The organism is Sedimentitalea sp. (assembly GCF_039973035.1).
GTDB lineage: Bacteria > Pseudomonadota > Alphaproteobacteria > Rhodobacterales > Rhodobacteraceae > Sedimentitalea.
The window spans coordinates 50,535-63,071 of sequence record NZ_JBDWLR010000051.1 but is presented as its reverse complement, the minus strand read 5'-3'; the positions used below and the strand labels follow the sequence as shown (position 1 = coordinate 63,071).

At 59.2% G+C, this 12,537-nt stretch carries 10 protein-coding genes; 6 read left to right on the top strand and 4 right to left on the bottom strand.

Annotation, left to right across the window (positions count from 1 at the left end; translation table 11 throughout):
- Positions 1-44: 44 nt before the first annotated feature.
- From ABJO75_RS12660 to ABJO75_RS12645, 4 genes are all read right to left on the bottom strand, one after another.
- A complete protein-coding gene (locus ABJO75_RS12660; protein ID WP_348123936.1) occupies positions 45-359 on the bottom strand; it encodes a metalloregulator ArsR/SmtB family transcription factor in 315 nt (104 codons plus the stop codon).
- Between the two features lie 69 nt (positions 360-428).
- Positions 429-3,605: a 2Fe-2S iron-sulfur cluster-binding protein gene (locus ABJO75_RS12655; protein ID WP_348123935.1), complete on the bottom strand. Its 3,177-nt coding sequence runs from the start codon at positions 3,603-3,605 to the stop codon at positions 429-431.
- Positions 3,606-3,712: 107 nt separating this feature from the next.
- On the bottom strand, positions 3,713-4,927 hold the full coding sequence (locus tag ABJO75_RS12650) for a M20 family metallo-hydrolase (protein WP_348123933.1): 1,215 nt from the start codon (positions 4,925-4,927) through the stop codon (positions 3,713-3,715).
- Entirely contained in the window at positions 4,920-5,582 is a 663-nt protein-coding gene (locus ABJO75_RS12645; protein WP_348123932.1) for a DUF1028 domain-containing protein, read from the bottom strand. The genes ABJO75_RS12650 and ABJO75_RS12645 overlap by 8 nt, the downstream gene beginning before the upstream one ends.
- Before the next feature lie 101 nt (positions 5,583-5,683).
- On the opposite strand from ABJO75_RS12645, the gene ABJO75_RS12640 reads away from it, so the two are divergent.
- From ABJO75_RS12640 to ABJO75_RS12615, 6 genes are all read left to right on the top strand, one after another.
- Positions 5,684-7,261 (top strand): ABC transporter substrate-binding protein, encoded by a 1,578-nt coding sequence (locus tag ABJO75_RS12640; RefSeq protein ID WP_348123930.1) that lies wholly within the window; start codon positions 5,684-5,686, stop codon positions 7,259-7,261.
- A 67-nt stretch (positions 7,262-7,328) separates the two neighbouring features.
- Positions 7,329-8,276 carry an ABC transporter permease gene (locus tag ABJO75_RS12635; RefSeq protein ID WP_348123928.1) on the top strand — a complete coding sequence of 316 codons (948 nt, stop codon included), beginning with the start codon at positions 7,329-7,331 and terminating at the stop codon, positions 8,274-8,276.
- Positions 8,273-10,141, top strand: a complete 1,869-nt coding sequence (locus ABJO75_RS12630; RefSeq protein ID WP_348123926.1) for a dipeptide/oligopeptide/nickel ABC transporter permease/ATP-binding protein — start codon at positions 8,273-8,275, stop codon at positions 10,139-10,141. The genes ABJO75_RS12635 and ABJO75_RS12630 overlap by 4 nt, the downstream gene beginning before the upstream one ends.
- Entirely contained in the window at positions 10,138-11,094 is a 957-nt protein-coding gene (locus tag ABJO75_RS12625) for an oligopeptide/dipeptide ABC transporter ATP-binding protein (protein ID WP_348123924.1), read from the top strand. Before ABJO75_RS12630 ends, ABJO75_RS12625 begins: the two co-directional genes overlap by 4 nt.
- Entirely contained in the window at positions 11,063-11,827 is a 765-nt protein-coding gene (locus ABJO75_RS12620) for an FCD domain-containing protein (protein ID WP_348123923.1), read from the top strand. Before ABJO75_RS12625 ends, ABJO75_RS12620 begins: the two co-directional genes overlap by 32 nt.
- A 265-nt stretch (positions 11,828-12,092) precedes the next feature.
- Complete coding sequence (locus ABJO75_RS12615; protein WP_348123921.1) at positions 12,093-12,512, top strand: enoyl-CoA hydratase-related protein; 420 nt, start codon at positions 12,093-12,095, stop codon at positions 12,510-12,512.
- The last annotated feature ends 25 nt before the right edge of the window (positions 12,513-12,537 follow it).

Sequence of the window (12,537 nt, the reverse complement as noted above, 5' to 3'; positions counted from 1 at the left end):
CCTAGAGAAGTGGTTGTGATTGGTCGCAAAATTTTGACCGGGTATCAGGCGGCGTCATCTCTTGTCAGTTTCACGCCGACACAGCATTCGGCGGTGAGGAACGAAACGGTTTGCTGCATCACGTCAAAATCCACCCGATTGACGATTTGTCGCCCCATGCGTTCCTGAACCACTAGCCCCGCATCAACCAATGACTTCAGGTGGTGGGCGAGCGTCGAGGCGGGCATGGTCAACTCTTGGGCGATGTCGCCGACATTCAGTCCGTCATGCCCAGCCCGGACCAATAGACGAAAGATCGCGAGTCGGGCGTCATGACCAAGGGCGGCGAGAGCGTGAGCAACTGAGGTATTTGTATCCATGCATCAAACATAACTACATTTCTAGTTATGTAAAGACGTTTGTGCACAGCGGCCCAAATTTGCGTTAGCCTAGAGGTCCAATTCCACCGTGCCACCTGCCTGCGTTGCGCGGGATTGGCAGGTGATAATCGACGTCTCGCGTTGCTTTCCGGACAGAACCAGATCGCGATGTTCGACCTCACCGGTCAACAGCCCGCATTTGCAGACACCGCAAATCCCGTCGGAGCATTTGATATCAACGGCGAACCCGTTGGCTTGAAGCACATCCGCGATGCTCTGATCGGCAGGGATATCCAGATCGCGCCCTGACTTGGCAAGATGCACCCGGAAGGGATGGTTTACGTAGTCCGGTGTTTCGGGCACCGAGAAATACTCTAGGTGCCGGGCCTCTTCCGGGAAACCGGCCAGTTTTGCACGTGTCATGACGGCCTGCATATAGCGATCGGCCCCACAGGCATAAATATGCGAACCCGTCTGATAGGGTCCGATCAGCTGGTCAAAATCGGCGCGGCCACCTTCGTTCGAAACATGAAGGCGCACCTGATCGGCCCAGGGAAACTCAGCCAGTTCCGACAGGAACCCGGCATTCTCGCGTGACGGGATCGAATAGTGGAGTTCGAACTCTGCACCCTTGGGGTGCAATTCATGGGCCATCGCAATCATCGGCGTGACACCGATGCCGCCGCCCATCAGCAGGTGACGGCTGGCAGGTTGCGCAACCGGGAAGTGATTGATGGGCCGCGAGATGAAAATCTTGCGTCCTTCGCGAAATATCCGATGCAACAGCTGTGACCCGCCGCGACCTTCATCCTCGCGCAGCACGGCGATCTGATAGCGTGACCGATCCGCCGGGTCACCGCACAGCGAATATTGCCGCAGAAATTCCGGAGCCACCACAATGTCGATATGGGCACCCGCAGTCCATTCCGGCAGGTCGCTGCCATCCAGCGCGCGCAATTCATACTTGGTGATGCCCGGTGCCATTTCCTGTGCCAGCGCAATTTCTACATGTAGGACAGGGCTCGTCACATCTGCCTTGTATTCATGGGTCAGCCCTTCAGTTTGCCCGGCCTCAAGCCGTTTCTGGTATTCCTCGGCGGTGATCATCGCCTGATACGCTTCGATGCCCTGATCGCGATTCATCGGGAACGGATAGGCATAGGGGTGCGGGGCCAGATTGGCGGGATAGACCGCCAATGTCTGATCTTCGTATTTGAGTTCCAGATCCTTTTGCAATTCGCGATGATTGACCGGTGTTGGGGTGGGGTGATAGCCGCCATCCTCGCCCAGTTCCAAATCCCACCACCATTTCTTGACCGGGTTGATTGCGCCCTTGTCGAGCGCATCATCCAGCCACGCGAGCAAAGGGGCCGCCGATGGCATATTCATCGCCGCCCAGCGAAACGGCTTTTCCACAAACAGCCCTTCGAGGTTCCACGGGCAGGTTTTCATGCATCGTCCGCACATCGCCCCGCCTGGCTGCGTGACCCGGTAGGTGGTGCATTTCTGGCTGTCGGATTTCCAGATTTCATAGCCGTTGAACATCAGCTTTGGCCCTGCTGTGATCGCGCCGGATGGGCATTCGCGGGCGCATTTGTTGCAGGACTCGCAGAATTTCTGCAGGCCGAAATCAATTGGCTGATCATGGGTCATCGGCATGTTGGTGGTGACAGCGCCGGATTTCAGGCGGGGGCCGAGAAAGGGGTTCAGGATGACCTCACCAATGCGGCTGACCTCTCCCAACCCGGCGAGTAGCAACAAGGGCGGCTGCAACACCTCTCCATCCATCACCGAATGCGCTTTGGCCTTATAGCCCAGATTGCGCAGCTGCTTGGCCACCACACCGCCAATCAGCGAGAACCGCAGATAGGCCCGCATTGACTGGCTGACCGCGATCCAGTCGTCACCGCTGGCCCCTTCCATGGTTTCAAACCCCTGATCGATGATCATTGACACAGCCTGATCATGTTCGGGCACAATTGGCGCGCCAACGGCGTCATGAGAATACCATGTCCAGTCAGGGCAGGCCGATAGCCCGACCGCATCAGCACCCAGGAAATAGCTGGCCGCCTTGAGGTTGTCGGCGTTGCGGGCCGCGTCGACCGATTGCCGTTCCGCAGCAGGCTCGCCATCCTGCAACAGGGTGAACGCACCCAGCAGTCGACGTTGTGCAAATGACGGGGCCGCCTTGCGCACGTAATGCCCGCCCTTGGCGCTGTCTTGCAGGCGTTTGCCCATTTCGCCGAATTGCGCGCGCGCGAACATGTCGGCCCGCTTTGGCACGCGCGCCACGCGGTCTTCGTCGATGTAGGTCGTGGGTTCTGCCACCCGGCGCAGCGTCTCGAACGGGTGGCCCCCTGCAGCAAAGTCGCGGCTTTCAAACAGGTTCTCTGCCAGTGCAGGGCGCTTTTTCACCCTATTGCCGCTGGCCGACGGGGCGAGGGGCAGATCAGGTTGCATCTCAAACTCGGTGGTCACGACAGCAATACTGAAGCGGCTTCCGACATAGGGGTTCACCAGTTCGCCATTCTGGATGACCGCCAGACCCGAGGCGACGGCGAGTTGGTTCATGCATACATCCGATGTGCTTTGAGTGTGGGCCTGCGCGTCCCAACCCAGAAGCCGGATGTAGTTGGCCATCACCACCGCGATTTCAGATGCGAGGATACAGCCGCGATGGTCTTGGGCGTTCCGGATCCAATCGGCGCCGCGCTCGTCGGGTCGCGGATCGCGCTGGTGTTCGATCAGGATCGTCAGGGCATGGGTATGGGCGGCGATCGACTTTGGCGGAGCCTCCATCGATTCCCGCAGATCAGCCATCACCATGTCGATGCCCGAAGCCAGTGTCTTGGTCTGCTGCGTCTTTAGTGTATCCGCAAGCCGATCAATGTCGGGATTGCGAAAGGGTTGTTCCAGAAGAGACCCGGCGGGTAACCGGGCAATCCCCACCATCGAGGCATCGACAAATTGGCAGAAGGCCTTGATATGATTGGCCCGTTCGACCGGGTCATCCGGGCAGGTGGACTTGCTCTTGTTGACAAACCCGCCGCGGATCGCATCCATCACCGCCTGGTGGTCCCGCATCGCATTTACAATCGATGCCGGATCATCCTCGCGCGAGAATGACAACTGACGGGTTTCGGGAACCTTCGTAAGATCGGGCATGTCCGTCGCCCGTTTCAGCGTTTCAAGCGGGAACCGACCGAGATGGACCGGACGTTTGGCGTTGGAAAAGAAACGGGTCAATGAAGCGCTACCTGACTGCTGAGCCTGACATGATTGCGGCCAACCTATGCGGGAAGCACAACTTCGACAATGCAACAAAGTGCCGATGCACGCCGCGCAAACCAGTCCTATTCGCGGGTCAGAAACGCGCAGATTGCATCGATGGCCGTGCCGAGGTCATTTGAAGACGCATATTCTTCCGGAACATGGCTAACACCGCCTCTACATCTCACGAACAGCATCGCGATCGGGCAGAGGTCCGCCATCGCCGAGGCATCATGGGTCGCGCCAGATGGCAGCGTCAGGGCAGTGCCGCACCGCGCGGTCACGGCCTCGCCAAGCGCACGCGTCAGAACCGGGTCACAGGCCTGCGCGGGCTGCGCATAGGTGCGATCCATCGAAAGGTCGAGCGCCATTCGCGTTGCGGTTTTACTTGCAAATTCACGCAGCGCGGCAGAGGCTGTTTCACGAACGGCATCATCCGGCGATCGCAGCTCGACCGTCATCTGGACAACCTTTGGCACCGCATTGACCACGTTGGGATGCATCTGCAATGCGCCGACCGTGCCCCGCAAATCCGGTGTGGCCGATGCCAACCGGTTCACCTCTGTCACGATCGCCGCCGCGCCGACCAATGCATCGCGGCGTGAGGACATCGGTAATGTCCCGGCATGGCCGGTTTCCCCGGTCAAAGTGATCTGATGGCGTTCGATCCCGCAAATGGCCGTGACAACGCCAAGAGGCTTGCCCGCATCCTCAAGCACGGGACCCTGTTCAATATGGGTTTCCAAATAACCGATTGCGGTTCCGCGATCTCGTTTAAGGGATGTGACCGCATTCGGCGCGAGACCGAAGTCGACCATCGCCTGCCGCAGCGAAATCCCGGCCGTATCGACATAATCCAGAACCGCCGGATCAAATGTTCCAGCCAGTGCACGCGGCCCCATGAGCGCGGTAGGAAAACGCACGCCTTCCTCGTCTGCAAACGCCAACACCTCGACAGAATAGGGCAGGGTAGTGCCGTCTTGTTTCAGACGCTGCATCGCAAGGATTGGCAGCACAATCCCCATGATGCCGTCATAGGCTCCTCCTTGGCGAACGCTGTCCTGATGCGATCCCATATAGAAGGTTCCGCTGCCTTTCGGCCCGGGCTTGCGTCCAATCAGCGTTCCGGCACAATCGAGATTGACACTCAGGCCCGCCTCTTCCATCCATTTGGTCAAGAGTGCGACAGCCTGTTGATGCTCTGGTGTGAACGGCAGCCGGGTGACGCCTGCTCCGGATTCAGAGACTTCAGCGATCTGTGCCAGCCTGCTGGCGGCGACCTTGCACCAATCAGTCAAGGATCCGCTCCCTTTGGGTCAAGGTTGGCACCTGACGACTCCATTCCGCATAGTCCCCAGTCGTTGCGCGTCTATACAGGTCCTCCAACGCCAGAAGGGGTGTTTCGTGATAGTCGACGCGCAAGGTCAACGGGGCATGATCTGGCGAGACGATCAACAGGGCGGCGGATTGAAGCCCGCGCATGTCGCTCCCAGCTTCGTGACCGGCATTCAGGCTGGTCAGGAGGCGCTGGGCGAGGTTGTCCGTAACCTGTTCAAATGTTTCTGCCATCGCGCGCAGAACGTCCTTGTTGGTCAGCATATTGCCAGCGACGATGCCCCCGTTGATCGCGATGCTGCCGTTTTCTCGCAGGTTCTTCGTGCCGGTAAAGGCCGCGCCGTCGCCCGTTAGGCCCAGTGCGGAAAGCTGTCGATGATCTCGCCCGGAGTCGGCCATGACCACTTTGCACACGGCGTCCTCGGCCATTTGCCCTGACCTCATCGCCGCAAGAACATCTTCGCCCCAGAACGTGCTGGGTGACGCGCCTTGGCTGGCGCTCATGCCGGCGCGCGGATCTCCTCGCAACACCCAACCACCTACACACAGGCTGCCGGTGGCGGCAGCACCGCCAATGGCATCTGAATTCATGTCGCGCGCAAGAATTGAAAAGGTCATGGGGCCTCGGTTGAAACGTTCAGCCGTATTTATCATGATAAATTGACGAATGCAATTAATCATGATAAATGCAAACCCAAAACCACCAGGGAGATAGCACAATGAAACCTATGAACTGGACGCGCCGCGGCTTGTGCGCCGTTGCAGGGGCCGCGCTGGCCCTTGGGTCCTTTGCCTTGCCAACCTTTGCCCAGACACCGCCCGGCGTGTTGATCGTCGGCCAGATCGCCGAGCCGAAATCGCTGGACCCGGCCGCTGTTACGGCGGTGAACGATTTCCGTATTCTGGTGAACCTGTACGAGGGTCTGACCCGCTATAAGTCTGGTACGCTGGAGGTCGAACCGGCCTTGGCCGAAAGCTGGACGATCAGCGATGATGGAACCGAATATACTTTCACGCTCAAACCGGGCGTGAAATTTCACGATGGCACCGAATTCAACGCCCAGGCGGTCAAGTTCAATTTCGACCGCATGCTGGATGAAAGCCATCCGTTTCATAATACCGGCCCGTTCCCGCTCAGCTTTTTCTTTGGGTCGGTTGCTTCGACAGAAGTCGTTGATGATCTGACAGTCAAATTCACCCTCAACGCCCCCTATGCCCCGTTCCTATCCAATCTGGCCTATCCCACTGGCCTGATCGTTTCGCCCGCTGCGGTCGAACAACATGGCGCCGATTTCGGGCGTAATCCTTCCGGCACCGGGCCGTTCACCTTTGCCGAATGGCGCTCGAACGAGGCCGTGGTGCTTGAGCGCAACGCCGACTATTGGGGCGATCCCGCCGGAACCGATGTGGTGGTATTCCGCCCGATTACTGATGCCAACACGCGTGTGGCCGAAATGCTGGCCGGTGGCATCGACATGATGGTCGAGGTGCCGCCAACGTCGTTGTCGCAGTTCGAAGGCGATGCCTTTACCGTCGCGCAACAGGCCGGACCGCATGTCTGGTTCCTGATCCTGAACGCCAAGGAAGGGCCGTTTGCCGATGTCCGCGTCCGTCAGGCCGCGAACTATGCGATCAACAAGGAAGCGATTGTGAATGACGTTCTGGAAGGAACCGCAGAGGTTGCTGCCGGGCCGACGCCGCCAGCCTTTGCATGGGCCTATAACGCTGATCTCGAACCCTATCCCTATGATCCCGACAAGGCACGTGAACTATTGGCGGATGCCGGTGCAGAGGGCGCGGAGCTGAAATTCTATGTGACCGAAGGCGGTTCCGGCATGTTGGACCCGATTGCAATGGGAACCGCCATTCAGGCCGATCTCGCGGCTGTTGGGCTGAACGTCAGCATCGAAACCTACGAATGGAATACCTTTCTGGGCGAAGTGAACCCGGGGCTTGAGGGCAAGGCCGACATGGCCGAAATGGCCTGGATGACCAACGATCCCGACACGCTGCCCTATCTTGCCTTGCGTACGGGTGCATGGCCCGATCAGGGTGGCTTCAATTCGGGCTATTACTCCAACCCAAAGGTCGACGAACTGCTGGAAGCGGCGCGAACAGCGACGGATCAGGCAGAGCGCGCGCGCCTCTATCAGGAAATGCAGACCATCGTGCAGCAAGACGCGCCTTGGGTCTTTGTTGCCAACTGGAAACAGAATGCTGTCACCAGCGACCGTGTCGAGGGTTTCGGTCTTGAACCTTCGTTCCTGTTGCACCTGCAAGGTGTGACCAAGAACTGACCTGAATGAATGGGCTGGCATGGGTGGCCCATTCTAAATCTGGGTGGATGAACCGGAGTCCGGTGATATGGCAAGCTATATCCTGAAACGGCTGATCTCTGCGATCCCTGTGCTGCTGGGTATCACGGTGATCGTCTTTCTGATCATGGCGATGATACCGGGCGATCCGGCGACCGCGATACTGGGCGCCTATGCGACACCCGAAAACGTCGAAAAGCTGAACCGCGATCTGGGGCTGGATGCGCCGTTGATCCAGCGGTATTTCATCTGGCTTGGCAATATGCTGACAGGCGATTTTGGCCGTAGCTATTCACTGAACCGTCCGGTTCTGGATGAGATCACAGAACGGTTCAGCGCCACATTGATCCTCGCCGGGGTCAGCTTCGTGCTCTGCTCCCTCGTGGGTATTCTAGCGGGGGTTGTTTCGGCCGCGCGTCAATACGGCTTTGCCGACAAGGCAATCACATTCACGGTTTTGATCGGAATATCGGTCCCGTCATTCTTTCTGGGCATGATGATGATCCTGCTGTTCGCGGTGCGGCTGAAATGGCTGCCAGTCAGTGGCATGTACGCCATTTATGGGGGCGGTGATCTGTGGGACCTGCTTAAACATCTGGTGATGCCCGCTCTGGCCCTGTCTGCGGTCGCGACCGGAGTGATCGCGCGCCTCGCGCGGTCTGCAATGCTCGAAGTCTTGCGGCAGGATTACATACGTACCGCCCGCGCCAAAGGAGCTCCCGAACGACGCGTCGTGATGGGCCATGCTCTGCGTGCCGCGATGGTGTCGATCATCCCAGTGCTTGGCATTCAGGCCGGATTTGTGTTGTCCGGTTCGGTCTTTATCGAGATCGTGTTCCAATGGCCGGGCGTTGGTCGGATGCTGGTGGATGCGATCCTGAAACGGGACCTGCTGCTGGTGCAGGGGGGCGTCGTGTTCGTCGCCGCCTGTTATGTGATGTTCAACATCATGGTCGATGTCGCGCAGAGCATGCTTGATCCGAGGATCAAGACATGACGACGTTTCTCAAGCTGTTGTTTCGCAATCGACTGGCGGCAATGGGCGCGGTGGTGATCTTGGCGATCCTGTTGCTGGTCCTGCTGACACCGCTCTTGCCGTTGCAGGATCCAGATGTCACCGCGACGGCGGATCGATTCCAGCCGCTGTTTTCACCGGGTCATCTGCTGGGAACAGACCATCTTGGCCGGGATCAACTGGCGCGGCTGTTGCACGGCACCCGGCTGAGCCTTGCTGTCGGCATCGCCGCCGCCGCAATCGCCGGAACCATAGGCTCGGCCATTGGCATTATTGCAGGGTACTTCGGTGGCAGAGTCGACAACATCATCATGCGCGGTGTCGATATGTTGATGGCCTTTCCCTACATCCTGCTGGCGCTGGCCATTGTCGCGGCTCTTGGCCCCGGCCTGATGAACGCGCTGATCGCGGTGGCCGCCGTGAACGTGCCATTCTTTGCCCGGAACATCCGAGGGATCACAGTGGGTTTGGCCGGGCGAGAGTTTATTGACGCCGCGCGGCTGGCCGGAATGGGGCACACAAGGATCATTCTATCGGAATTGCTGCCCAATGTTCTGCCGGTCATCATCATTGCGATGTCCACGACTGTGGGCTGGATGATCCTCGAGACTGCGGGCCTCAGCTTTCTTGGTCTTGGGTCGCAACCACCGCAGGCCGATCTTGGCTCCATGCTGGGCGAGGCGCGCTCGGCGCTCATCACCTATCCGTTCACGTCCGTCGTGCCAGGCGTGATGATTTTCCTGATCGTGATGTCGATCAACCTGCTGGGCGACGGGGTGCGCGATGCGCTTGATCCACGCCTGCGCTCCGGCGCGCTGAGCCGTCCGCGTGCGACGACACTGGTTGATCGCAGCGGCCCGGTTCCGCCAGCGACGGATGACTTGTTGGCAATCCAGGACCTGCAAACGCAGTTCCATGTCGGTAACCGCATCTACAAGGCTGTTGGTGGCGTCAGCCTGTCGGTCAGGCCGGGCGAATGTCTTGGCGTCATTGGGGAAAGCGGATCGGGCAAATCCGTCACGGCGCTTTCGGTCATGGGGCTGGTCGCCTCGCCGCCCGGTGTCATCACTGGCGGCGCGGTTTGGTTTCGGGGTGAGGACCTGCTCGGTGCGCCCTACGAGGCTCTGCGCCAGAAACGCGGTGATCGCGTCGCCTATATCTTTCAGGATCCGCTTTCGACGCTTCATCCGCTGTATAAGGTCGGGGATCAGTTGATCGAGGCAATCCAGAGCCACCAAGCCGTCAGCCGGAGCGAAGCGCGCGCCAAGGCGGTCAATCTGTTCAAGGCCGTGCGCATCCCCAATGCCGAAAGCCGTATCGAAAATTATCCTCATGAAATGTCAGGCGGCATGCGGCAGCGGGTTGGGATCGCGATGGCGTTGGCCAATGATCCGGATGTCATTATCGCGGATGAACCTACTACCGCGCTGGATGTTACTGTTCAGGCGCAAATCCTCGCGCTGCTGGATGATTTGCGACGCGACCGGGGTCTGGCGATCATCTTTATCACCCATGACTTTGGCGTCGTTGGCCAACTCTGCGACCGGGTTGCCGTGATGTATGCCGGACGGATTGTCGAGGAAGGGCCGACGCAGGCCATACTCGATGCACCCGCGCATCCCTATACCAAGCGGTTGATCGCTTGTGTGCCCGAGCTGGGGCAAGGGCAGCGCGAGCTTGCAGCCATTCCCGGTCTCCCGCCATCGGTCGATGACCTGCCTCCCGGTTGCGCCTTTGCGTCGCGATGCACCAAGGCAAAAGAGGATTGTCGCTTCGGGGATTTAACCCTTTCCGGGACGTTGGGACGCTCGGTGCGGTGCCTTCATCCCGAGGAGGCGATCTTATGACGGCGCTCAAGATCAGCAACCTATCCAAGACCTTTCCGCTCAAGAAACCACTTTTTGGCAAAGCCCGCGAAGGGGTGCGGGCTGTGCGCCCGATGTCATTTGAGGTTGCCACCGGCGAAACCCTTGGCGTCGTCGGGGAGTCCGGCTGTGGCAAATCCACCTTTGCGCGGATGCTTGTCGGGCTGCTGGAACCTTCGACCGGGCAGATCGAAATCGAGGGCAAGGCCTTGGACAACGCCGACCCGGCGGCGTTCGGCAAGGTGATCCAATATGTCTTTCAGGACCCGACCAGCAGCCTCAACCCGCGCAAGACCATCCGGCAGGTTGTCGAGGCGCCTCTGAAACGTCTGCACGGGATGGGCAAGGCTGACCGGGATGCCCGCATTGCCGAGATTTTTGACAGCGTGAACCTGCGGCAGGAATTCCTGACCCGCTATCCGCACGAATTTTCCGGCGGTCAGGCGCAACGTATCGGCATCGCCCGCGCGCTTGCCGCTGCCCCTCGGATTATCGTGCTGGACGAGCCGGTGTCGGCGCTGGATGTTTCCGTTCAGGCGCAGGTGCTCAACCTGCTGGCCCGTCTGAAGGCGGAATTCAACCTGACCTATCTCTTCATCAGCCATGATCTCGCCGTTGTCGAAGCAGTCAGCCAACGTGTCGTGGTGCTGTATTTCGGATCGGTCGTGGAAATCGGCAAGGCCGAGAACATTTTCAAAGCGCCCAAACATCCTTATACAAAACTTCTGGCTGACAGTGCCCCGGTTGTGGGGCGACCGCTGACAGCACCAGAGCAAAAGGACAGCGAACTGCCCGACCCGCTGAATCCGCCGCCGGGTTGCGCCTTTGCTGGCCGCTGCCCCCGCGCCACGGATCTTTGCCGACGGGACGAGCCGACGCTGACCCAGATGGGAGACGACCAGTTTGCAGCCTGTCACCACCCGATCCAAGGGTGAACCGAAACAAAGCCGCCCTGTGCGTGTTGCCGAAGCCATCAAGGATTGGGTGGTCGAGCAAGGGTTGCAGGTCGGAGATCGGCTGCCGAGCGAGCCGGAACTGATCAGCCGGTTCGGCATGGCTAAGGGTACGATCCGCGAAGCCATGCGCATTCTCGAGGCGCAGGGTCTGGTCAAGACCCGCTCCGGGCCCGGCGGGGGCTGCTTCGTGCACGAGGTGTCCAAAGAGCGCGCGCGCGCCTTGCTGGGCAACTATTTCTACTTCAAGGACCTGACCATCGCCGACATCTACCAGCTGCGCCGCGTGCTGGAGCCGGAACTGGCCGCACAGCTTGCGGGCCAGTTGCCCGAAGATATCCTCGCCCAGCTTGAGGCCAATATCGGGGCCTATTCCGAGCCGGCTAAGACTCTGGATGACGAGCGCGAGCAGCACATTGCCTCGTTGAGGTTTCATGCGCTTCTGGCGGCACAATCTGACAATGACCTGCTGGCGTTTCTCATCGATTTCATGGTGAATATCCTGTCGGATCTGACCGTCTATCGCCGCTTGTATTCTCCGCCCAACATCCAGCTCTGGGCAAACGGACGCGACTATCAAATGCGGTTGGTCGAGGCGTTGCGCCGTGGCGATGCGGACGAAGCGCGCCAGATCATGCGAAATCACATGGAAACCGCGCAGGAACTGATGGAAGGTCAGGAGGCGGAGATGCAGCGCCGGTTCATTTCTGAGTGAACCTTTGTTGGCGGGGTGCTCGCTGTAGTGTGCTGGGCATCAACGTGCATCGCTGATTTGACACGCGGTAAGGGCCTGCTCTGGGTTGGACGAAACCCAAAGCGGCCGATGTGCTGATCGATTCATTTTGCAGTTTCGAAGATGATGTTGCACCGTAACAGGCGCCACTGTCTTGTATTCTTACGAATGAATTGCCCAGCAATCCCAGCGGCAAGGTGCTGAACCGCGACCTTCTTGCTGCTGCCATAACCACAGGAACCGCAGCATGAGCGAGAAACTTCTTTACGAACAGGACGGCCACGTTGTTACGATCACCTTCAACATGCCCGAAACACGCAATGCGCTGACCGACATGGATCTTTGCGCCGCGATTCTTGACACGATGCACAGGATTAATACCGATCAGTCGGTGCGCTGCGCCATCGTGACCGGGGCGGGCAAGGCGTTTTCCTCGGGCGGTAATCTCAAACACATGCAAGAGAAAACTTCGATCTTTGGGGGCGACGCCGTCGACGCCAAGGATGGGTATCGCAACGGCATTCAACGGGTCGCCAAGGCGATGTGGGAATGCGAGGTGCCGCTGATCGCCGCCGCCTATCAGGGCGCTTGTCATCAGACCAAGGACCACGAAGAAGCCGTGGCGTCATTGCTGGAAAAGCGCGAAGCAGAATTCACCGGTCGTTGACTTGAACCCCCTTTGGCAGAGGCCA